This window comes from Pseudoalteromonas sp. MelDa3 (genome assembly GCF_002863625.1).
Lineage (GTDB): Bacteria > Pseudomonadota > Gammaproteobacteria > Enterobacterales > Alteromonadaceae > Pseudoalteromonas > Pseudoalteromonas arctica.
Genome location: NZ_PJBR01000052.1, coordinates 1 through 22,398 on the forward strand (window position 1 = coordinate 1; position 22,398 = coordinate 22,398).

The 22,398-nt window shown below is 38.7% G+C and carries 22 protein-coding genes; 7 read left to right on the plus strand and 15 right to left on the minus strand.

Annotated elements, in window-relative coordinates; all coding sequences use genetic code 11:
* The 3 genes from CXF89_RS11250 to CXF89_RS11260 all read right to left on the minus strand — a co-directional run.
* Positions 1-1,582: PAS domain-containing sensor histidine kinase (locus CXF89_RS11250; protein WP_121954630.1), on the minus strand; the 1,582-nt coding region annotated here is incomplete at its 3' end.
* Positions 1,575-2,183 (minus strand): cysteine hydrolase family protein, encoded by a 609-nt coding sequence (locus CXF89_RS11255; RefSeq protein ID WP_121954631.1) that lies wholly within the window; start codon positions 2,181-2,183, stop codon positions 1,575-1,577. The genes CXF89_RS11255 and CXF89_RS11250, both read right to left, overlap by 8 nt.
* A 22-nt stretch (positions 2,184-2,205) precedes the next feature.
* Positions 2,206-3,243 carry a response regulator gene (locus CXF89_RS11260; protein WP_121954632.1) on the minus strand — a complete coding sequence of 346 codons (1,038 nt, stop codon included), beginning with the start codon at positions 3,241-3,243 and terminating at the stop codon, positions 2,206-2,208.
* A 257-nt stretch (positions 3,244-3,500) separates the two neighbouring features.
* On the opposite strand from CXF89_RS11260, the gene CXF89_RS11265 reads away from it, so the two are divergent.
* The 3 genes from CXF89_RS11265 (at position 3,501) to CXF89_RS21400 (ending at position 6,617) form a co-directional block, all read left to right on the plus strand.
* Entirely contained in the window at positions 3,501-3,764 is a 264-nt protein-coding gene (locus tag CXF89_RS11265) for a GrxA family glutaredoxin (RefSeq protein WP_007585470.1), read from the plus strand.
* Between the two features lie 160 nt (positions 3,765-3,924).
* Positions 3,925-5,790 (plus strand): DEAD/DEAH box helicase, encoded by a 1,866-nt coding sequence (locus CXF89_RS11270; RefSeq protein WP_007585469.1) that lies wholly within the window; start codon positions 3,925-3,927, stop codon positions 5,788-5,790.
* Positions 5,791-6,302: 512 nt separating this feature from the next.
* Positions 6,303-6,617, plus strand: coding sequence for a hypothetical protein (locus CXF89_RS21400; protein WP_257983203.1), 315 nt, complete (start codon positions 6,303-6,305; stop codon positions 6,615-6,617).
* 76 nt (positions 6,618-6,693) lie between these two features.
* Here the strand turns inward: CXF89_RS21400 and CXF89_RS11280 are convergent, their stop codons facing one another.
* The 9 genes from CXF89_RS11280 to prmB all read right to left on the minus strand — a co-directional run bounded on the left by CXF89_RS11280 (position 6,694) and on the right by prmB (position 14,360).
* On the minus strand, positions 6,694-8,247 hold the full coding sequence (locus CXF89_RS11280; RefSeq protein ID WP_121954634.1) for an AbgT family transporter: 1,554 nt from the start codon (positions 8,245-8,247) through the stop codon (positions 6,694-6,696).
* Positions 8,248-8,390: 143 nt separating this feature from the next.
* Entirely contained in the window at positions 8,391-8,666 is a 276-nt protein-coding gene (locus tag CXF89_RS11285) for a YfcL family protein (RefSeq protein WP_002962183.1), read from the minus strand.
* The gene (locus tag CXF89_RS11290) at positions 8,663-9,826 is read right to left on the minus strand and encodes an ATP-NAD kinase family protein (RefSeq protein WP_121954635.1); all 1,164 of its coding nucleotides are present in this window, start codon (positions 9,824-9,826) and stop codon (positions 8,663-8,665) included. Before CXF89_RS11290 ends, CXF89_RS11285 begins: the two co-directional genes overlap by 4 nt.
* A complete protein-coding gene (locus CXF89_RS11295) occupies positions 9,816-10,370 on the minus strand; it encodes an elongation factor P hydroxylase (RefSeq protein WP_121954636.1) in 555 nt (184 codons plus the stop codon). Before CXF89_RS11295 ends, CXF89_RS11290 begins: the two co-directional genes overlap by 11 nt.
* Before the next feature lie 117 nt (positions 10,371-10,487).
* A complete protein-coding gene (locus CXF89_RS11300) occupies positions 10,488-10,949 on the minus strand; it encodes a zinc-ribbon domain containing protein (protein ID WP_121954637.1) in 462 nt (153 codons plus the stop codon).
* 61 nt (positions 10,950-11,010) lie between these two features.
* Positions 11,011-11,658 (minus strand): glutathione S-transferase family protein, encoded by a 648-nt coding sequence (locus CXF89_RS11305; RefSeq protein WP_024593902.1) that lies wholly within the window; start codon positions 11,656-11,658, stop codon positions 11,011-11,013.
* 106 nt (positions 11,659-11,764) lie between these two features.
* A complete protein-coding gene (locus CXF89_RS11310) occupies positions 11,765-12,142 on the minus strand; it encodes a DUF4112 domain-containing protein (RefSeq protein WP_024591638.1) in 378 nt (125 codons plus the stop codon).
* Between the two features lie 120 nt (positions 12,143-12,262).
* Positions 12,263-13,360 (minus strand): chorismate synthase, encoded by a 1,098-nt coding sequence (aroC, locus tag CXF89_RS11315; RefSeq protein WP_008138551.1) that lies wholly within the window; start codon positions 13,358-13,360, stop codon positions 12,263-12,265.
* Positions 13,361-13,424: 64 nt separating this feature from the next.
* Positions 13,425-14,360: a 50S ribosomal protein L3 N(5)-glutamine methyltransferase gene (prmB, locus tag CXF89_RS11320; protein ID WP_007580615.1), complete on the minus strand. Its 936-nt coding sequence runs from the start codon at positions 14,358-14,360 to the stop codon at positions 13,425-13,427.
* A gap of 152 nt (positions 14,361-14,512) precedes the next feature.
* On the opposite strand from prmB, the gene smrB reads away from it, so the two are divergent.
* Positions 14,513-15,070: an endonuclease SmrB gene (gene smrB, locus CXF89_RS11325; RefSeq protein WP_007377742.1), complete on the plus strand. Its 558-nt coding sequence runs from the start codon at positions 14,513-14,515 to the stop codon at positions 15,068-15,070.
* Between the two features lie 27 nt (positions 15,071-15,097).
* The gene (locus tag CXF89_RS11330) at positions 15,098-16,027 is read left to right on the plus strand and encodes an AEC family transporter (protein WP_024608899.1); all 930 of its coding nucleotides are present in this window, start codon (positions 15,098-15,100) and stop codon (positions 16,025-16,027) included.
* A gap of 1 nt (position 16,028) precedes the next feature.
* Here the strand turns inward: CXF89_RS11330 and CXF89_RS11335 are convergent, their stop codons facing one another.
* Genes CXF89_RS11335 through sixA form a run of 3 tightly spaced genes read right to left on the minus strand, consistent with a single transcriptional unit; the run spans position 16,029 to position 17,623 of the window.
* Positions 16,029-16,766 (minus strand): SDR family oxidoreductase, encoded by a 738-nt coding sequence (locus tag CXF89_RS11335; RefSeq protein WP_121954639.1) that lies wholly within the window; start codon positions 16,764-16,766, stop codon positions 16,029-16,031.
* Positions 16,767-16,774: 8 nt separating this feature from the next.
* Entirely contained in the window at positions 16,775-17,128 is a 354-nt protein-coding gene (locus CXF89_RS11340) for a RidA family protein (RefSeq protein ID WP_024608901.1), read from the minus strand.
* Positions 17,129-17,152: 24 nt separating this feature from the next.
* On the minus strand, positions 17,153-17,623 hold the full coding sequence (gene sixA / locus CXF89_RS11345; protein WP_024608902.1) for a phosphohistidine phosphatase SixA: 471 nt from the start codon (positions 17,621-17,623) through the stop codon (positions 17,153-17,155).
* A gap of 192 nt (positions 17,624-17,815) precedes the next feature.
* Between sixA and CXF89_RS11350 the strand changes: the two genes are divergently transcribed.
* Both CXF89_RS11350 and CXF89_RS11355 read left to right on the plus strand, forming a co-directional pair.
* Entirely contained in the window at positions 17,816-20,539 is a 2,724-nt protein-coding gene (locus CXF89_RS11350) for an insulinase family protein (protein WP_010554661.1), read from the plus strand.
* 54 nt (positions 20,540-20,593) lie between these two features.
* Positions 20,594-22,398: sensor domain-containing protein (locus CXF89_RS11355; RefSeq protein WP_121954640.1), on the plus strand; the 1,805-nt coding region annotated here is incomplete at its 3' end.

A 22,398-nucleotide genomic window follows, 5' to 3' on the forward strand; every position in this document is an offset into this window, starting at 1 on the left:
TACGTACATGATCACCAATTACTTGAGCTGGTACATCAGGATAAAAATCAAAAACAACCTCAAGCCCTTTTTGCAAAGCACTTTGGGTAATAATATCTATTGCTTCTTCAATACACGTATCAATACTAAATGGCTGATTATCGAGTGTTATAGCTTGTGCTTCAAAACGCGAATACGTTAATACATCGTCCAATACACTCAGTAATGCATCAGAGCTTGTTTTAATCATTTGCGTGTAACGCATTTGCTCAGAAGTTAAACCGGTATGATGCAAAATATCTGCAGAGCCAATAACGGCATTTAATGGCGTGCGAATTTCATGGCTAATATTTGCCATAAATCGGCTTTTAGACTCAGCTAATGTTTCTGCCTGATGTTTAGCTTCAAGCAATATTTGCTCGCTTTCAATACGTTCTTGTATATCAACAAGTGTTGCGGCAATAGATAACAAATCGCTTTCGTAGCCACCCACAATGGGAGTAAGTGTCATTTCAACCCAATTATTTATGCCTTGTGCATTAATTAAACGTATATCAAAGCGACGTATATCACGCTTACCTTGTTTATAATCAAGCAAAGTGCTACTAATTTTTTCTACATCTTCTTTTGCTATAAACTTAATTATAGGTAAGCCAAGACTCTCATCTACACTGCTGTGTAAGACGCGTTGCCATGCTTGATTTATAAATAATAAATTGCCAAATGTATCAAGGCGTAAAACAATATCAGGAATATTATCGACGACAGAGTGGTAGTTATATTCTATCTCTGCCATTGCTTGTTCAGCTTTAACTCGCTGCGTAATATTAGTTTCTATAGCGATAAAATGCTTTACTTTACCTTCATCATCTCGCACTGGATTTGCATCAATAGCAACCCAATAAACGTTACCATTTTTATCGTAATTTGTGGTTTCAACTTGAAAAGGAAGCCCATTTTTTACAGCGTGAGACATAACCTTACGACTTTTTTCACATGTTTTTGGCCCTTGCAGTAATTGACCTGGGCTAGTGCCTATAACCTCATCACAGGTGTAACCTGTAAGTACTTCAAAACTATTGTTAACCCACTCAATTACGCCAAATTTATCTGTAATTATTACTAAGTTATTTGTATGGCTTGCAACAAGCGATAAGCGTTTTACATATTTTTGTTGTTGTGTGAGCAATAATTGAGAATCTTTATGACGTTGAATGTCATAGAACGAGCCTATAAAGCCGCTTTTTTCATCATAAACTAACCTTAACTCAAACCAGTTCATGAGCCCGATGCTGCTTTTAATTTGTATTTCTACACTGGGTGCCTGCTTTCCTTCTAGCAAACAACAGCTGTATGCGACAAAATGCATAATATCATCGCAATTCATTAACTTAGTAATATTGGAGCCAATTAATGAATCGATTGAGTAACCTAACTTCTTCTCCCAAGCTTCATTAATATAAGTAAAATTCAAATGTTTATCACACTCAAAAATACACTCATCTAAAATAGCTAATAGCTTTGCTTGACGTCGATTACTATTGGAAAGTTTTTCAACTAGTGCGTATTGGATTTGAACTTGTAGCTCATCATTATTATTCATGATCTCTCCAATACTTTATAAAAGTATTACTCTGACAAACTCGTACATAAAGAAGGGAAACCTTTTCACGGTAGAATGCTTGTTCAAAAGGAGTGCGTCTCGGTGTGCAGTCACTTAAAATAGTGGCATTAGAACCAAGTGCAACAGCAGTGCGCACAGTTGAATCAATACAGATAGAAGACACAGTACCCGCTAAAATTATATTAGTGGTCCCATGTTTTTTGATGTTTTCGGCTAAACCTATATGTGTAAAAGCATTTAAACTTCTTTTCCCAAATACCACCTCTATAATATTACTAAAAAGGTCTATCTGCTTAATGGTTTGAACACCGTACGAACCCGCTTTAAATGCCCCCACCGCAATGACTTTTAATATACCAATCGGATTTTTAAGCTCGCTATAGTTTTGCGTAAAGTGAATGGGTGTATTAATAACTAAAGCAAATTGCTCTGCGCAGAAGGTCAATAAATAGAGTGTATTTTCCCCCACGCCAGTAATTCTTGATGACTCTTCAACCCCGTCATACAAAATGCCTTTTGGCAAAAAGTAATTGTTTTGAAAACCAATTAAAATAGGTGCTGTCTTAGAGAAATCATCCATAACTCTCTCCTTATTAATCAATTTAAGAGGCTAACTGCCAAGGTTTAATAAATTTCTCAAGTACCGCTTTTGTCACTGGCTTCTGTAAATAGTGAGTAATTCCTTTATCAAACAACTCAGCTATTTGCTCATCGCCTGTTAACCCCGTTAAAATAACTTTAGGAGTATTGTTATTAGGTGTATTTTGCCTAACTAATTGCTGCGCCACATCGCTACCAAACATTCCTGGCATACGCTCATCTAAAAGTAGCAAGTCAAATGGTTCATTTTGAGCAAGTGTTAATGCACTGGCACCATTTTCTGCACACGTTACTAAGCAGCCCAGCATTTCAAGCATTACTTTTGTAGCAATTTGGCTCGGTAAGCTGTCGTCTGCTACTAATACCGATAAACGTGTTTGTGTGTGAAATGTTGTTAAAATAGTAATTAAGTCGGTATCAAAAAATGGCCAGCCTAATATTTTTTTAGATAGTTTATGAGCTTGGCTCAGCTCGTAAATGTCGTTAATAGAGCACAACTTTATGTGTGTATTTAAGCTGTCACTATTTAATTTATCAATTAATGCGTTACCACTAAGATGGCGTAAATCCTCTAGCTGTGCAGACTCTCTAAGCGTGCTATTAAATAATTTAAAATTTAAACCAAAACGATCGTGAGTATTAGCTGACATTTTCAAACAGCTTTTGAGTAACGCTTCGCAATCAGTTAAAACGTCTACATTTTGTCTAACATCAAGCGCTAAACTAACAGACTCTTTAGTTGCTAAGAGCCAGTGAAAATCCAACGTGTTTACTTGTTCAGAATCATCAATCTGATAGTGAATACTAACTCCCTGAATATTTGCTTCGAGCGTCAATAAAAAGCACTGTTTTACTGCTGCTAGCGCCGGAGTAAGAAACGCCTCGCATTGTGCAATCATTTGCTCTGGCGGAATTTGCAAACAGACGTAGTTACATTGCAACTTATTGATTAAGGTAATAGAGAATTTTTGACTTTGGGTTTCACAATATTTACCTATTACTCCTTGGATAATTTCTAAAACGTGACTATTAATATTCATAAAGCATTCTCGTTAAACCAATGTATAGCTCTACACCATCAAGTTATGTGCCATAAATTAATTCTTGTAAACACACTTGCATTCATAGACTTAAGTATTAGACAAACAGGGCTCTGGTTTTTCATTCGCATTTTGCAAATCATATTGCTATGCATAATATGATTTATGCTTTTATTAGAATGGTGCAATCGATTTTTTTCTCTTTAAATAATTTTCCATTCATTTAAACTGATATTAATCAAATTGAGGAGAAAGCTATGTTAACCGTAATTTTTGGCCGTGAAGGCTGTCCATTTTGTGTTCGTGCGAAAGATGTTGCTGAGCAATTATCAAATGAACGTGATGACTTTAAATTTCGTTACATCGACATAATTAAAGAAGGCATTAGTAAAGCCGACCTTGAAAAGTCAGCGGGTAAGCCTTGCCCTACTGTTCCACAAATTTTTGTAGACCAAAATCACATTGGTGGATTTACAGAATTTGAAGCTTACGCAAAAGAAAACCTAGGCTTGTATAAATAAGCTTTGTATTAAATATGTTAACCAGTTTAATAAACCCTACATTAAGCTGGTTGAATTTCGACCAACATCAAACACATACAAATTAGTTTCAATTTATACAAGCATTTGCCTCGCGAATCCTATATAATGCGCGCCTCTTTAAATTCGTTGAGGCGTATTAATGTCAGAACCAGTCACGTTTGAATCTCTAAATCTTTCTCCTGCAATTTTGAAGGCAGTTGAAGAGTTGGGTTACAAGACACCATCTGAAATCCAAGCTCAATGTATACCGTTATTGCTAGAAAGAAAGGACGTACTGGGACTAGCTCAAACGGGTACAGGTAAAACCGCAGCATTTGCACTGCCATTACTAAATAATATTGACCCGTCTGTGAAACAGCCACAGATCCTTGTACTCACACCAACACGTGAGCTTGCGATCCAAGTTGCTGAGGCATTCGAACAATATGCTAAACATGTTCGTGGTATTGAAGTATTGGCACTATATGGTGGCCAAAGCTACAGTATCCAATTAAGCGCACTTCGTCGTGGCGCTCAGGTTATTGTTGCAACTCCAGGTCGTTTAATCGATCACATTAACCGTGGCACTATCAAGTTTGATGCTCTACAAGCACTTGTACTTGATGAAGCCGATGAAATGTTACGTATGGGCTTTATCGATGATGTAGAAAGCATCATGGAAAAAACACCGCGCGAAAAGCAAACATGTCTTTTCTCTGCGACTATGCCTAAGCAAATTCAAAACATCAGCAGCAAGTATATGAACAATCCTGAACAGGTTCATATTTCTGCGCGTAACTCTACAGTATCATCTGTTGAGCAAGTGTTTTGGAATGCAAGCGTACATAAAAATAAAGCTATTGTTCGCTTCTTAGAAGCTGAACAGTATGAAGGTGCTATTGTTTTCGTACGTACGCGTAACGATACAGTACAACTTGCTGAGTTATTAGAGCGCGAAGGTTTCTCTGCTGCTCCACTTAATGGTGATATGAACCAGCAAGCACGTGAACGCACTGTAGAACGCTTAAAAAGCGGCATGCTAAATGTTGTTATTGCAACAGACGTTGCTGCTCGTGGTCTAGATGTTGACCGCTTAAGCTTAGTTATCAACTACGATATCCCACAAGATTCTGAAGCCTACGTTCACCGTATCGGCCGTACAGGTCGTGCTGGTCGTACTGGTAAAGCAATTTTATTCGTAAAACATAACGAACGTTATTTACTTAAAAATATCATTCGTCATACGAAGTCTGAAATTGCACAAGTTGAATTACCAACTGCAAAAATCGTTGAAGAAAAACGTATTGAAGCGTTACAAGCAAAATTAACTATTGCGCTTGAAAACAAAGATATTACATTCTTTAACGAGATAGCTACTAACATGGCTGAAAAACTTGAACTTCCTCTTGAAAGCTTAGCGGGTGCGTTACTGTGTTTAGCACAGCAACAGTCTCCAATTAAAGTTGAAGAAGTTAAGATTCAACCTCGTGAACGTAACGAGCGTAACGATCGCAACCCACGTAGTAACGACCGCAATGATCGCGGTGGTGACCGTGGACGTCGTAACGAACGTGGCGGCGAACGTGGTGGTGAACGCGCTGAGCGTAAACCTCGCGAACGTAACAGTCGTGATGCAGGCCCTATGGATACTTACCGTATCGAAGTAGGTCGTGAACACGGTGTTCAGGTTAAGAACATTGTTGGTGCTATCGCTAACGAAGCTGACATCTCAAGCAAGTTTATTGGTGATATTCGTTTACACGACAATCACAGTACGGTTCAATTACCGCAAAACATGCCTAAAGATGTACTTGATCATTTCCAAAAAGTGTTTATTTGCAAACGTCCTATGGGCTTAACAATTACACAAGATCAAGGCCCTGCTGAGCCACGTGCAGAACGCTCTGAGCGTCCAGCTGGTGACAAAAAGCGCACCTTTAGTAAAGATAAAGACGATAGCCAACGCGGTGATAAGCGTACTGGCCCTCGTAAAGAACGTCGCCCAGTAAGCTTCACAGCTAAATAAGCAACGACTCTTTAATAAAAAAACCTTGCCACGAAAGTGACAAGGTTTTTTTGTTTTTAAGCTGCTGCTACAGTGAAAACAAAGTAAACTTTCGCGTCAATTCAATAGCGGCTTGAGATAGTTTTTTTAGCCTGAGTTCGGGTTGCTTAATGCCTATAAATACATTTCTCTGATTTTTAAAATAACAAAAATTCTGTAAACTAGACAAAGGCTATAGTTCACGGACGAATTAAAAATTGAAAAAGATTTACGACAACTTGCTCCTTGTAGCAATAATACTCCCCATTTTATTATGCATCACTCTTCCTATTTTAATGGACTTTACAGATCCACCATTCATCTCAAATGAACTATACGACGTTGTTTTCTTTATAACCCTCCCTATTATCTGTTGTGCGCTATTTATCTATCTAAATATACTTATATTCAATAAATATAAACGCTGCAGTAAATATAGAGAATCACTTAAATACAATTTCTCAGATACTAAAATAAAATTAGCATCCATTTTCATGTACCCATTATCCCCTTTATTAATCTATGGAATACTCTATATTTTTATCTCTGATCCTATTAAATTATGGGCTTACTACACGCAAGGCGACTATTGGTATAAAGAATACATCCTGACCGATGTACAAGAGTGTGGCACTGAGTATGAAGATAGCTGTACTCGTTTATACTTCAAAGACCCTAAAACGAATAAGATTCATGATTTTAGGTGGTATGACGATAAGTCTACAATAATGAACAACAAAAATGATTATGTGTATATTGTTGGTGAGACCAGCTTATTTGGCTATATAGTGAGAGATTTAGAAAGGTAACTTAGACTTACTTTTACATTACAGGACTTTTATTTAAAAACCTCACTCAAGTGAGTGAGGTTCATAAAGGTTTAGGTTAAGGCAATGCTGGATAAATGTAGCTTGCATCTAAACCTAGTGGAATACCAAGTGCCCAGTAACCTAATAAAAAGATACTCCAGCCAATCATAAAGGCGATTGAGTACGGTAGCATAATAGCAATTAAAGTACCTATACCTGTGCCTTTCACATACTTTTGACAGTAAACCACCACTAATGGGAAATAAGGCATTAACGGTGTAATAATATTAGAACTTGAGTCACCTACACGATAAGCGGCTTGAGTTAAGTCTGGCGAAATGCCAAGTTGCATTAACATCGGTACAAAAATAGGGCCAAGTAACGCCCATTTTGCTGAACTTGAACCTACAAACAAGTTAACAAAGCCAGTTAAAAAGATAATGCCCACAACCGTTACTGCACTTGGCAATTCCATTGCCTTTAATAACTGCGCACCTTCGATTGCGAGTAATGCACCTAAATTTGATTTACTAAATGCAGCAATAAATAGCGAACAAAAAAACGCCATGACGATATAATATGCCATGCCGCTCATCGCTTTACTCATAGCATCAATCATATCTTTTGAAGTTTTAAAGGTACCTACCGTAAAACCATATACAGTGCCAGGTAGCCAAAAAAGTAAAAATATTAATGGTACAATAGATTGCATTAAAGGAGAGCTAAAATTAGTAAGGGATCCGTCACTACTGCGCATTGCAGAATCGTCTGGAGCAGAGACAAATGCTAATAACGCAAGCCCTGCAATCATCACGGTACTGGCTATATAAAAGGCACGTTTTTCATCACTACTTGCATCTTCAAATACAGGTAAATCCTCTTTAGCACCATCAACCGCTGTTTTTTGTAAACGTGGTTCAATAATTTTATCGGTGATGTACCAGCCCAATGCCACAATAAATAAGCTAGATGCTGAAGCAAATGCCCAGTTATTTAATGGGTTAATTGTCATTGCAGGATTAATTATTTGCGCCGCACTTTGGGTAAAGCTTTGTAGTAATGGATCAATCCCTGATGGAATAAAGTTAGCCCCAAAACCACCACTGACTCCTGCAAATGCAGCTGCAATACCCGCAAGCGGATGGCGTCCTGCAGCATAAAATATAACACCGGCAAGTGGAATAACTAATACATAACCTGCGTCAGTAGCGGTATGGCTCACAATGGCCACTAAAATGATTGAAGGCGTTAATAGCTTTTTAGGAGTAACTTTAAGCATTAACTTAAGGCCGGTATTAATGAAGCCCGAATGCTCTGCAACACCTACACCTAACATAGCTACTAAAACGACACCTAAGGGAGCGAAGCCAGTAAAGGTTTTTACCATAGAGGATAAAAAGGTAGCGAGCGAATCACTTGCCAGCATATTATTAATAATAATCGCTTCACCGGTACGTGGATCTATTGCATCAAAGCTTACACCTGAAAACCACCACGACAAAAACCAAATTAATAACATTGCAAACAGAAATATTACGGCTGGATCTGGAAGCTTATTGCCAACCCGCTCAACAAAATTTAAAAAACGCGCAACAACCCCTGAAGGTAAAGCGTCGTGATTATTATTCATTTTTATTGTTCCTAAAATTTATTTTAGTAACAATATCGCATAAAAACAAAACAGTAAATTAACATGAAAATCTGCTTTAAAAGTTTTGGACACAAAAAAACACGATAGTGATAAACAAATCGTGTTTTTTGTATCACTTAGGGTTAAGCGAGGGCTTTAACTTCTTCCCACAAGCGTGCAACTAATGTCTTATCTTCTTCGTTAAGCTCGCCGTTGCGATATGCTTTTACTAAGCTTTGCTCTACAGTTTCGTTTAGCTCATCTATACTGATTGTCAGCTTTTCTACTTCGGCATAACCAACTGCAAGATCAAAATGACCTCGTAAATAGCCGCCTGCAAATAACTCATCGTCAGTTGCTTTTATTACTAAATCATCGAAGTACTGCTGGGCTGCATCGATATAGTTCACTAAACTCATTTATTAATCTCCTGGTTTTGCAAAGCACCTGTATTTTCAATGTTGTGGTGCCCTACTGCATACATAATATGGTCGTTAAATCCGGTGGTTACTTTAATATAACCGGTTAATTCATCATCTAATTCGCCATCGCCTGTATCACAAATAAGGGGGCGACCATTAAGCGCTTGTAGTTTTGTTTTAGTTGCTACTACAATAATATTTTCTTTGCCAATTGCACGTATAAGCACGGGGCTTAATTGCTGATTACCACGACCAAATATATGTCCTTGCCCGCCAATTAGGGTAATTACCAATTTAGTACTTTGCTCATGAGTAAGCTCAAGTAATTGCTTAGCCATTAAATCTTGGGCAACTATGGTTTGATCTTTTATTAAATCAACGCCAAGCAATGTATTCTCAAGTCCCATTTCTTCCATTATGGCTTCAACGGTTGAGCCGCTACCCATAATATAAAATGTGTCTTCATCCATTTGCGATACAACATGCGCAGCAATATCAGCTAGTACGAGTTCGTCGGTTTCTTTACCGCCATTTTTGACAGCTTGCATATAACGTACTTCGCTGGGTGTTTGCATTTCGCCGTAGCGCTTTGCTTTTACTGTGCCTTGTCTGAAAGCATCTTCATCTATATCCATTACATCTGCATCAGCTAAGGTAACTAACTCACCTTTAACCAGCATTTCGACTACGCGCCCTGCTGCTTTGGGTGTAATGGCGTATACACCAGAATGAATTTTACAGCCTGCAGGAATACCAAGTACGGGAATGGTATCTTCGATTGCATGGCAAATATTACGCGCTGTACCATCGCCTCCAGCAAATAAAACTAAATCAACACCAAAGTCTTTAAGTACTTTTGCTGCTTGTTCTGTGTCATCTGGGGTTGTTATTACTTCAGAGTTGTATACAACCTCTACATTAAAGCCCAAGGCTTTTGCTGTTTGCTCACCCATGTCACCGTTAACGGTGTAAATGATTAAGCGTTCTTTATAAGGCAATAGCACTTCAAGCGCTGCTTTTGTGCGACTATTTGCTTTGGGTTCTGCACCTAATTCGATTGCTTTAGCGGCTGTGTGTGCGCCATCACTACCTTTTAAAGCAACTGTTCCGCCTAAACCCGCTACTGGGTTTACAATTAAACCTAATTTAAACGCCATTACAAAGCTCCTTCGGATGTTGCCAATTAAATTGCTGCGCTGTTAATGGCCACTGTGTATTATAAAAATCAGAGAGTGCTTTTAAAAGTGACTCTGTACGAGAGTTAAAGCCATTTTCGATTAACGATAATACACGTGCATGTACTCGCTGCTGAAAATCAAACCGACATGTTTGCTCGCCGTTTAAGTTATCCACCGACACATTAAAAGTAAACCCTGCTGCGGTGCTTAATAACCACTCTATAGCTTGGGGCTTTACTTCTACGTTTTCAAACTCAGCTTGTTTTTGTTTGTCGCGCCCATCAGGACAATACCAATAGCCGTAATCTTCTAATAAACGACGTTCATCGCCTGCAACCAACCAGTGTGCAACCTCATGTAATGCACTAGCATAAAAACCATGCGCAAATACAACTTGGTGATATGGCACGTGCCCTGTTGCTGGTAAATACACAGGTTCAAAATCGCCTTTTATCAGACATGTATTATGACTTTGATAAAAAGTGCGTTCAAAAATTGAAATTAGATCAGCTATTTGATGCATAAAATTAGGCTAATTTTTCTCGGTTGCAGCGCTATTTTGCGCAGTAAAAACGAGACGAATTGTACGGGCTTTTACAACTAAAGTAAAAATAAGGCGTGATAGTAAAATATAAGCGGACTAATCTTTCACTTTATTGATATTTTTAATAATACCTAAACAGTAAAGAGTATTGGCAAGTTCTTTACGCTGCGTTTTTTCACTAGAGGTTTTATTGGCTAAGCTAGTTAACATATCGTATCGTTTACGTAGAGTTAGTATATATCTGGCATGTCTACGGCATTCAAAGCAATGAGTACAGTGTGAATCGACCCAAAATCTTAATGTTTCAAACCAATATTGCTGCTCTTGAGCAAAAAAAATAAATGCCTTAGAGCAAGTCCCGCACTTCTCTTCAATATCAACATAAAGTGCCCGAGGATAAATGGCATAGTTTTGCTTTTTTATATCAGCCAATATTACCGTATTAGGGAAGTATTTAAGGCTCGAGTAACGCCAGTGCGCATTCTCTATCGCCTCTATTGTCACTGGGGTATTGGTAGTTATTGGTGTATTGCCATACCTTGGGTGATTTAGATACATGAGCTGCCTAGTTTAAACTTATGATTTTAAGGCATAAAACATGCCATATAAAAAACAATAATTATACAGGCGTTCCTGCTTCATCACACTCTACAATATCGGTCTCGGTTAATGCCTGAGTGATCCATGCTTGCAATACTGGGCAGCGCATAACAAAGTCACAATATTGCTGTGCCTCTGGCGATAACGTAATTTGATAGGTTTTTAAGCGCAGTACAACAGGCACATACATGGCATCAGCAATACTAAAGTCACCAAAAAACCACTCATTTGGAAACACATCTTGTTGCTGTGCAAATATCTCGTCTATACGGGCTATGTCTTTTAATGCTTCGCTCGATAAGTCTACTTTACGGGTAGCTCTTATATTCATTGGCATTTCGCTGCGCAACGCCATAAAGCCTGAATGCATTTCAGCGCTTAGCGCACGCGCTTTAGCTCTTTGGGTAATATATTTTGGCCATGCAGCGCCCGATAAGTAAGCATCGTTAATATATTCACAAATTGCTAGCGAATCCCATACCTGTAAATCGCCATCAATTAACGCTGGAACTTTTTGCAAAGCAAAGGTCTTTTTTAGTTCATTGTAAAAGTCGGGGGTGTCGAGTACCAGCTGGGTTTCACTAAACTCAACATCAAATTTACTCATTAAATACCATGCGCGTAATGACCAGCTAGAGTAGTTTTTATTACCGATAAATAATTGCATATTGTAGATACCAAAGTGAATAGACGCTCCTACCTTACTAGGTGATTTAACAACCAACAACATTTTGTTTAAAGTCTCTTTGCTAACTGTTACTTAAAGCTATTAATTACTCACTTAACTGCTTGTTTAAATGCTTTTTTAATAGTTGTGTATTACGCGTGTTAGCTTTAAAAAAGGCATCAAAAATATCACCAAAAAATGGCACTAAACCGCCCACAAAGTCTATGAGCATATTGATAATCATCTTAGTTTTTATACGTTTACTCACACCTAAACGCTGCGCTTCTATCAGCACATAACTTGATAAAATTAGCCCTGCGGCATCACCTATAACGGGAATTAAACCAATCACAGCCTCCAAACCTATATTAAATTTAGTAAAAGGAATGCCAATGCTGCTATCAGTTAACTTACTGAATCGCTCTAAGCGGGCTATTGCAGCTTGGGCTTTTATTTGTGAGTGTTCATTAATATTATCGTTCATGATTACTACCCTCCTTCTTGCAGTATATAGGGCCTACTTGAACAACTCCTGAAAGGCTTTAAACTAAATTACAGACATAAAAAAACGCGGTAATCCGCGTTTTTTTATAATTATAAATACTTACACAGAGCCGTTAATTGGCCCGTGTTCGTGGTTTACATGTGGATTTTGTCCGCGTTGGCGCAGTAAATGATCCATTAATGTAATAGCCATCATTGCCTCAGCAATCGGGATTGCACGAATGCCAACACACGGATCGTGACGACCTTTGGTGATCATCTCAACCGCTTCGTTGCTTGTATTAATGCTGTTACCTGGGATGGTAATGCTCGACGTTGGTTTTAGCGCAATAGAAGCAATAATATCTTGCCCTGTCGAAATACCCGCAAGTACGCCACCTGCATGGTTTGATGTAAAACCTTCAGGGGTTAGCTCGTCGCGATGCTCAGAGCCTTTTTGCTCAACTACATCAAAGCCATCACCAATTTCCACGCCTTTAACTGCATTAATACTCATTAATGAGTGTGCAAGTTCGGCATCAAGGCGGTCAAATACTGGCTCACCAAGGCCTACTGGTACGTTGCTTGCCACTACTTTTACTTTAGCGCCAACTGAGTCACCTTGCTTTTTAAGGTCACGCATATATTCGTCAAGCGCTTCAAGCTTACTTGCATCAGGGAAGAAGAATAAGTTATTTTCAACTTCGTCCCAATCAAACGTTTCCGCCTTAATAGGACCTAGCTGGCTTAAACATGCTTTAACTTCAATACCATGAAATTGCTTTAAGTATTTTTTAGCAATAGCACCTGCCGCTACGCGTATTGCGGTTTCGCGTGCAGATGAACGACCGCCACCGCGATAGTCGCGCAAGCCGTACTTATGCCAATACGTGTAATCGCCATGACCTGGGCGAAATACATCTTTAATTTTGCCGTAATCTTGCGAGCGTTGATCGGTATTTTCAATCAATAAACCAATGCTGGTACCTGTGGTTTTACCTTCAAAAACGCCTGCTAATATTTTTATTTGATCGCTTTCACGGCGCTGCGTTGTATAACGGCTTTGGCCTGGTTTTCGGCGATCTAAATCAATTTGTAAGTCGGCCTCTGTGATTTCAAGACCTGCGGGAGTACCATCAACAACGCCGCCTAATGCAACGCCGTGGCTCTCACCAAAGGTGGACACTTTAAATAACTGTCCAATGCTATTACCTGCCATTAACTTTCCTCATTCCTAATGACTACCAATAGCCAAGCACACGGCTTGGCTATTCATTTTTTACTTATTTTGCAAAATACTCATCTAGCTGCTTTTTGCTAATTACAAATACACCTAAGCCGCCTTGTTCAAATTCAATCCATTCAAACGGCGCGCCCGGATACAGTGCATCCATATGTACCATAGAGTTACCAACTTCTACAAATAACAAACCGTTATCAGTTAGGTGTTCACTCGCTTCACTTAAAATAGTACGGGTTACATCTAAACCATCGTGGCCTGATGCAAGTCCAAGCTCTGGCTCATGATGAAATTCACGTGGCAGGTCAGCCATATCTTCTGCATCAACATACGGTGGGTTTGCAACTATTAGGTCGTATTTTTGACCTGGTACACCGCTAAATACATCGGACTGAATGGGTAACACACGATCACTTAACATGTAATCGTTAATGTTAATATCTGTCACTTCAAGCGCTTCATACGATATATCTACCGCATCAACTTGTGCTTCCTCAAAAGCTTGAGCAAGTGCAATTGCGATACAACCCGACCCCGTACATAAATCTAATATGCGGTTGACCGATTGTGGCTCTTCAAGCCAGGGTGTAAAGCGGTTGCTGATAAGCTCAGCAAACGGTGAGCGAGGTATAAGTACACGTTCATCCACATAAAATGGCATACCCGCAAACCATGCAATGTTTGTTAAGTAAGGTACTGGTGTGCAGTCGTTAATACGTTCTGCAATAAGACCCGCAAGTCGGTTTTTTTCTGTGCTTGTTAAACGCGCGTGCATTAATTCTTTTGGCGCATCAACAGGCAAGCTAAGCGCAGGCAGTAATAAGCTTACAGCTTCATCCCATGCGTTATCTGTACCGTGTCCAAAAAATATACTACTACTTGCAAATTGGCTTGTAGTCCAACGTAACCAGTCATGTAAAGTTGACAGTTCTGCAACGGCTTCTTCGAGTGTTGCTTCTTCTATTTGTAAATCGCTCATATATTTTTACCTGTATTAGCTTACTGACTGTTTTGAGTCTTTAAGACGATTGCATTGCCTATCTGCGCTGGGCAAATTACAATTGCCCCTCATTTAAGTATTGTACCGCCTTTTGCGCTGCGTTTTTACGTTTTTTTGTTTAGGTAATAGTTATGAAAAAAGACACTCCATCACATTCGTCCCTAAGCAATGACGACATAAGCTTATTTCGTCAAACGATCACAGGCGCCAAAGTATTTAAACAAGATACTCATCGTTTTGATACAAAGCCTAAGGTGTCACAAGCTAAGCAATTTGCCCAGCAAAAAAAGCAGGCTCAATCTGAATTTTTCTTCTCAGACGTTTATATTCCCGATATAGACACCCACGGCACGGTTAAATATGTAAAACCAGGCCAAGATACCTTCCTAGCTAAACAGCTTCGCCGTGGTGACTTTGCACCCGATTTGACGCTAGATTTACATGGCTTAAATAAAGAACTTGCTAAAGATGAACTCGCTGGACTCATTCACGAATGTAAAAAGCAGCATTACTATTGTGCATGTGTAGTGCACGGTATTGGCGGCGGCGTACTAAAGCACAAAGTGCCTCAGTACTTAGTACAGCACCCTGACGTAATAGCGATGCACCAAGCCCCTCTCGAATATGGTGGTAGAGGCGCTGTACTCATACTAATTAATTTACCGCAAAGTGATGAATTTAGACGCTAACTATAGCTATTACTAGGATGTAACTACGTGCATATTTTTTCAATTATTTTTCCGCTCATTTTTATTGTGGCGTTTGGTTACAGCTGTTGCCGATTAAAATTTTTCGAAAAGCAGCATATTGCAGGCTTAAGTAAATTTACTTTTTATATTAGTTTGCCTGCTTTTTTATTGTTAAATATGTCGCAAATTAACTTACAGCAAAGCATTAGCCTTTTTGCATTTTTGAGTTTTTACATACCGGTTCTGAGTGTATTTGGGGTGGGTATTTTAATTGACCGCTTTTATTTAAATAAAAAGTATTTAAAAAATTACCAACAACACGGCGTCTTTGGACTTGCTTCTAGCTATTCAAATATGGTGTTAGTGGGTATTCCTATTGTTATTGCATCGCTTGGCAAAGAGATGATAGCCATTGCGTTTATGATCATTACTTTTCATAGCACATTGTTATTTGCACTTACTTTTTTAATAGGCGCTAAAGGCAGTAGCGATAAATTTTCGTGGTCGCATTTTGGGAAAAGTATGGTGTTAAATCCAATAGTACTGAGTATTGGATGCGGGCTTATATTAAACATATTAGGAGTAACACTGTTCACCGACTTAGCAAATAGTTTGGAGCTATTAGCTAAACCAGCAATTGCCTGTGCACTATTTGTACTTGGTGCAAACTTAGCTTTTTATAAAATATCAGCAAATTGGCAACCCGCGTTAATAGCATCAATTTTAAAAATATTTTTATTGCCTGCGCTAGTTTTATTGGTAGGCACTTATGTATTTAAACTAGACACGCAAATACTCAATGTATTAGTGCTTTTGAGCGCATCCCCTGTTGGCGTAAATGCTTATCTTATTGCGAGTCAAATAAAGCAGCATGAAGCTACTCTTGCTGGGGCTGTCGTACTTTCTACTATATTAAGTGTTATTAGCTTTACGTTTTGGCTAGCTGTATTACTTTAGCTTACAAACCGCCGGCTACATCAACAAAACTACCCGTTGTAAAAGAAGCGTGCTCCGAAGCTAAAAAGTAAATTGCTGCAGCAACTTCTTCGGGTGTACCGCCTCTGCCAAGGGGTAATTTACTTTTAAGACGATCGACTCGATTTTTTTCGCCGCCATCACTATGCATATCAGTGTAAATAAGCCCAGGTCTAACCGAGTTAACTCGAATACCTTTACTTGCCACCTCTTTTGCCAAGCCAATAGTAAATGTGTCCATTGCACCTTTAGATGCTGCATAATCAATGTACTCATTAGGAGAGCCCGTTTTAGCGGCCCCCGATGAAACATTAACAATACTACCGCTATTTCCCATTCGCTTTATTGCCTCACGGCTACATAAAAAAGCACTGGTAATATTTGTAGTCAAAACTTCGTTTATGCGCTCAGCACTCATTTCTAACAAAGGCATTTGTGGTTTTAAAATACCGGCGTTATTTATTAGTACATCAAGTTGACCAAAGACTTTATCTATATGCATAAATAAAGCTAAAACGTCAGCCTCTAGTGACACGTCACCTTGAATTACTTCAGCCTCAACGCCTAATTGCTTTACTTTTTCTGCCACCAATATTGCACTAGCTAAATCTGCTTTATAATTAATGCAAACATTATAACCGTGCTTTGCAAAATATAATGCGGTAGCTGCGCCAATACCTCGACTAGAGCCAGTGATGAGTACAACGGGGGAGCGAGTCATTAAAGCTATTATTCTTTTAAAGCTGCAACGACTGAAATTTCAACAAGCAGTGCATCACGTGCCATTTTAGCTTCTACGCAGGCACGTGCTGGTGCATAACCCTCGGTTACCCACGCATCCCATACTGCATTCATATCAGCAAAGTATTCCATGCTCTTTACATAAATAGTCGCGCTAAGCATATGTTCTTTTGAACTTCCCGCTTCATTAAGCAATGCCTCTACTTTATCAAGCATAGTTTGAGTTTGTTCTTTGATATCTTTTTGTGCGTCGGCGCATACCTGCCCACATAAATACACAGTGCCGTTATGTTTTACAATGCGGCTCATGCGCGCACCTGTTTGTAAACGTTCTATTGTCATTTTACTTTACTCAATTATTTATATTTAAACGTTTTCTGGGGCATTTATACTTAAATAACTACTACGCTGGGTTTGCTCATCGTAACTAATAACAGCAACAGCACCCGTATTAAAAATGGGCATATTGCCAGGGCTTAACTGGTCCACTAAATAACTTACAATAGGCATATGTGATACAACAAGCCATGTATTGCATTGGGGGTGAGTAGCAATAAGTGTTTCGATGTAGTCAGCAGCAATTTGAGGTTTACCTTCGGGAATTATATCAGACGTGGTTTCGCTAAATTTAAATACGTTATTTTTAGCCACACCTGCAGCTGTTTGCTGTGCTCGAATGTAAGGACTAACTAACAGTGCATCAGGGTAATGTGCTTTACTGAGCCAAAGGCCCATTTTTTCAGCTTCATCGTGCCCTGCTTGGGTTAAATTTCTACCTGCATCATCAGCCTGCATGGGTGTTGCTTCGCCGTGGCGCATTATTAGGATTGTTTTCATAAAAAATCAACCGATTAAAGAATATAAAACAGTAGCCAGTTTGCCCGTTTGTCAGCTATATTAACAATATAAATCTATTTATTTCTAAAATAGTTCTTTCATGAGATTCAGGTAAATCTTTAAGCTGTACTTCGCTTTCCTGAAGCCATCATCTGTTGTTAACAAGTAAACGTTTAGTTTCAGGAGCATCATTTGAATATCAGCCGCAATGATAACAGAGCATACCGCGCCTTTACACTGGACAATGGTCTAAAAGTACTATTAGTGCAAGATAAAGATTCTACAAAAGCGGCAGCATCAATGGCAGTTAACGCCGGACATTTTGACGACCCTCTTGATAGGCAAGGCCTAGCACACTTTTTAGAGCACATGCTTTTTTTAGGCACTGACCAGTATCCAGATTCAGGTAGTTTTAATAATTTTGTTTCGCAAGCTGGCGGCAACACCAATGCGTGGACCGGCACTGAGCATACCTGTTACTTTTTTGATATTAACAATCAAGAATTTGAACAAGCACTTACCCAATTTAGCCGCTTTTTTATTGCGCCTCTTTTAAATTCAGCCGAAACAGAAAAAGAACGTAACGCAATTGAAGCCGAGTTTAAACTAAAAATAAAAGACGACGGTCGCCGTATTTATCAAGCCCATAAAGAAACGGTAAATCCAGCTCATCCATTTGCTAAATTTTCTGTAGGAAACCTACAAACCTTAGCTGACAGAGAGCGCTGTATTAGTGATGAGCTTCGTGACTTTTTTAATAGCCAGTACCAAGCTCAGTGGATGACCTTAGTTATTTGCGCAAACGAAACACTAGACACACTACAAAGCTGGACTCAAACTTACTTTGGCGCAATTAACGGCAACAAAAACCTTAAAAAGCCAGAGATCAGTGAGCCACTTTATCGTAAACAAGACATAGGAAAAATACTCCATATTGAGCCACATAAGCATATGCAAAAACTTATTATAAGTTTTGCTATGCCTAATATTGACGACTTTTATCGCCATAAAACAGTAAGTTTTATTGCCCACTTACTTGGCTATGAAGGCGCGGGTTCTCTTTATTCTATTTTAAAAGAACAAGGCTGGATCAATGCACTTTCTGCTGGCGGTGGTATTAATGGCAGCAACTTCAAAGATTTTAATATTAGCTTAGCGCTTACCGATGAGGGTATTGAATACTTCGAAGACATTATTGAAATGGTGTTTGAATACATTTGTTTAATTAACGATAACACCGAAAAATTGCCGCGCTTATATCAAGATAAAAAAAATCTATTACAAATAGCATTCGATAACCAAGAAAAATCACGCTTAATTGATTGGGTCAGTAATTTAAGCATTAATATGCAGCATTACGACGAAGCAAATTACGTGCAAGGCGACTATTTAATGGAAGGCTTTAAAAAAGCGACCCACGAAATGGCCATGCAGTGGTTAACGCCACATAATATGCGCATCGTACTTATACATCCAGATGTAGAGCCTGAACATAAAACGGCATGGTACAACACACCATATAAAGTAGAACATATTTCACCTAGTTGGCTTGATGCCCTTAGCGAGATAAATAAGCCGTTGAGCGAAATGCTGCTACCTACAGCTAATCCTTATTTAACAAAAGAAGTGGTGTTATTTGATGTCGTAAAACCACAAACAAAACCCGAGTTATTAGTAAAAGAACCCGGTTTTGACTTTTGGTTTAAACAAGACAACACATTTCGTGTTGCTAAAGGCCATTTTTATTTGGCCATGGATTCTGATTTTGCCGTAAAAGATGTAAAACATATGGCACTCACCCGCTTATTTACAGATTTATTTATGGATAGTGTGGGCGAGCAATTTTATCCAGCAGAACTTGCGGGACTTAGCTACCACTTAACCTCGCATCAAGGTGGATTAACTCTACATACTGCGGGGCTTTCATCTAGCCAGTTAGAGCTTGTTGATCAATTAATAGATGCTTTATTTAATGTAGAGATCTGTGCAAAACGCTTTGCTGAATATAAAAAACAGCTTGTAAGGCATTGGCGCAATAGCAACCAAAACAAACCAGTCAGTGAGTTATTTAGCATTTTAGGCGCAAAAATAATGCCTTGGAACCCACAACCTGGGGAGCTTGCATCGGCATTAAAAAACACCTGTTTTCAGCAATTTAATGAGTTCAGAACAGACTTTTTTAAAGCACTACATGTTGAATCATTTTTACATGGTAACTGGCAGCAAAGTGATGCAATAGCCTTTCAAAAAAAGGTCGCAAATCACTTAAAAAACGCAACCATAATTGAAGATTTAAGACGCCCTCTTTTTGAAATTAAAAAAGTAACTCGCTACGAGTTAGAGCTTCCTTGTAACGACCATGCAATGGTTATTTACTATCAAGCGCAAACGGATTGCGTGGCCGAAAAAGTAAAAATGATGGCGTTAAATCATTTAATTAATCAAGATTACTTTAATGAATTACGAACTACACAGCAACTTGGTTATTTAGTAGGCGCAGGTTATGCACCATTTAACACGCGTGCTGGTATAGCATTTTATGTGCAGTCACCTAAGTTTGATGCAAAAACTTTATTGCATCGACATAACCGTTTTATTAAAAACTACCTTGATAACATTGATGCACTTGATGAAAACGATTGGCAACAGCAAAAACACGGCCTTAGTACTCATATTGCAGAAAAAGATAAAAACCTGCGCCTACGCTCACAACGGTTATGGCTTGCTATAGGTAATAGAGATCATGAATTTCATATGCAACAACGACTTTTAGATGCCTTAAATGCGCTAACCCTAAAAGAACTAAAAGTTTATGCACTAAGCCTATTTGATGATAATAGACCAAGATATGAGCTTTTAAGCTCGGCAAAAGTCAATAAATCTCAAAATATGCCCGTTTACTCTCAATCTCTTTGACACTAGGTTTAGCTTGTTTTAAATTATCATTTGTAAATTAGAAGTAATAAAAAAATGATAAAAATAATAATAAAACTAAGCATGCTTGTAGTACTTGCTTACTCATTTGAGCTTTTTGCCTTTGAGTCATCATTTAATTACAACTCCGACAATATACTTATACTAGCAAGCGCCATTATAGCGCTTGCTTTGCCCTACCTGTTATTTGTAATCCACAAACTTAGACGCTCACGTCGTCAACTCCGTCTTTCGGAAAAACGCCTTAAAAGTACTGTAGAAGGTAGCGGCGATACACTTTGGGACTGGAACATAAAAACAGGCGAAGTTATTCGTATTAACGATAAGTACTTAATGGATTCGACTACCTTAATGGGGTTTCCGCCAAACAAAGGCCTTATTCACCCTCACGATATTAATAACGTTGAGCACTTGTTAAAAGTACACTTTGCAGAGCAGTCTGCTTTTTTTGAAGCCACCTACCGAATCAAAGATACATTTGGTCGTTGGCATTGGGTACTCGATCGCGGAAAAATAATTGAAAAAGACGCCAACTTATCACCCCTTAGAATGACAGGTACCGTTCGCGATATATCACAGTTAAAATCAACGGAAGAGCGCTTAAACCTTTTTGCTAAATGTGTTGAATCTCTCACTGACGCCTTAGCAATTTACGATAAAAACTTTAAACTGGTTGATATAAACCCGAGTTTTTTAACCTTGTTTGGTGGCGTACGCGAGCAATACTTAGGAAAAGATTTCAACCTATCTGGGTATGAGCCAAGCTACACAAACAGAATTATTGAAATAGTAAAAGAGCGCGAACATATCCAACAAGAAGTGAAGCTTCGTAATAGTGAGCGTGTTTTATTGCCTATAGAAATATCGATAGATGAAATTAAAAACGATCAAAATCAAATAACTAATTATGTCGTTGTTTATTCAGATTTAACAGAGCGTAAAAAAGCCGAATCGCAGTTACATAACTTATCGAATCGAGATCGCACAACTAGTCTGCCTAACCGAAATTTATTTTTTACTGATTTGCAAAAGCTAGTAAAGCTCAACTCGCATCACGCCTTGCTTGTATTCGATTTAGATAACTTTAAAAAAATAAATGACTCGTTAGGGCATCAACTAGGTGACAGCTTATTAGCTAAACTAGCAATGCGCTTAAATAAACTAACCCGCGAAAATGATGTATTTTATCGTTTAGGCGGCGATGAGTTTGCTCTTGTAATGTCTGACACTAACGACATACATGTAATTACACGTATGGCAAAACAGTTTTTAGCAGCCATTGCTACACCATTTAAAATGGCTGGCCACGAACTGGCAATCACCTCAAGTGTAGGCATTGTATTATTTCCAGAAGACGGTAATACGCCTGAACTGCTCCTAAAAAATGCAGATACCGCGATGTATCATGCTAAAAAGAAAGGTAATAGCTACCTATTTTTTAACGACACGATGAACCGTCAAGCCGTTAAACGACTGCAAATAGAAAACCTTATGCGCTTTGGTTTAAAAGAAGATCATTTTGAAGTGTACTACCAACCAAAAATGAATATTCGCACAGGCAAGCTAACCGGAATGGAAGCATTAGTACGCTTTATTACACCCAAAAAAGGTATTATTAGCCCAGGCGTGTTTATACCCATAGCCGAGGAAACGGGCCAAATAATTGAAATTGGCGAAGTTGTATTAAACAAAGCCTGCAGAGACGTAAAAGAATGGCTAGATAGCGGTTTATTTAGCGGCCGAGTAGCTGTCAACTTATCAGCAAAGCAATTTAGCCTCCCCGATTTAACTTCTCGTATTGACGTTATTTTGCAAAAAAACGAATTACCTTCTTACTTTTT

Coding starts and splice junctions, on each gene's coding strand:
- aroC (WP_008138551.1), bottom strand. CDS start 13,360: ATGGCAGGTAATAGCATTGGACAGTTATTTAAAGTGTCCACCTTTGGT.
- smrB (WP_007377742.1), top strand. CDS start 14,513: ATGAAAAAAGACACTCCATCACATTCGTCCCTAAGCAATGACGACATA.
- prmB (WP_007580615.1), bottom strand. CDS start 14,360: ATGAGCGATTTACAAATAGAAGAAGCAACACTCGAAGAAGCCGTTGCA.
- CXF89_RS11290 (WP_121954635.1), bottom strand. CDS start 9,826: ATGGCGTTTAAATTAGGTTTAATTGTAAACCCAGTAGCGGGTTTAGGC.
- CXF89_RS11265 (WP_007585470.1), top strand. CDS start 3,501: ATGTTAACCGTAATTTTTGGCCGTGAAGGCTGTCCATTTTGTGTTCGT.
- CXF89_RS21400 (WP_257983203.1), top strand. CDS start 6,303: ATGTACCCATTATCCCCTTTATTAATCTATGGAATACTCTATATTTTT.
- CXF89_RS11285 (WP_002962183.1), bottom strand. CDS start 8,666: ATGAGTTTAGTGAACTATATCGATGCAGCCCAGCAGTACTTCGATGAT.
- CXF89_RS11260 (WP_121954632.1), bottom strand. CDS start 3,243: ATGAATATTAATAGTCACGTTTTAGAAATTATCCAAGGAGTAATAGGT.
- CXF89_RS11340 (WP_024608901.1), bottom strand. CDS start 17,128: ATGACAATAGAACGTTTACAAACAGGTGCGCGCATGAGCCGCATTGTA.
- CXF89_RS11295 (WP_121954636.1), bottom strand. CDS start 10,370: ATGCATCAAATAGCTGATCTAATTTCAATTTTTGAACGCACTTTTTAT.
- CXF89_RS11300 (WP_121954637.1), bottom strand. CDS start 10,949: ATGTATCTAAATCACCCAAGGTATGGCAATACACCAATAACTACCAAT.
- sixA (WP_024608902.1), bottom strand. CDS start 17,623: ATGAAAACAATCCTAATAATGCGCCACGGCGAAGCAACACCCATGCAG.
- CXF89_RS11270 (WP_007585469.1), top strand. CDS start 3,925: ATGTCAGAACCAGTCACGTTTGAATCTCTAAATCTTTCTCCTGCAATT.
- CXF89_RS11310 (WP_024591638.1), bottom strand. CDS start 12,142: ATGAACGATAATATTAATGAACACTCACAAATAAAAGCCCAAGCTGCA.
- CXF89_RS11255 (WP_121954631.1), bottom strand. CDS start 2,183: ATGGATGATTTCTCTAAGACAGCACCTATTTTAATTGGTTTTCAAAAC.
- CXF89_RS11305 (WP_024593902.1), bottom strand. CDS start 11,658: ATGCAATTATTTATCGGTAATAAAAACTACTCTAGCTGGTCATTACGC.
- CXF89_RS11280 (WP_121954634.1), bottom strand. CDS start 8,247: ATGAATAATAATCACGACGCTTTACCTTCAGGGGTTGTTGCGCGTTTT.
- CXF89_RS11335 (WP_121954639.1), bottom strand. CDS start 16,766: ATGACTCGCTCCCCCGTTGTACTCATCACTGGCTCTAGTCGAGGTATT.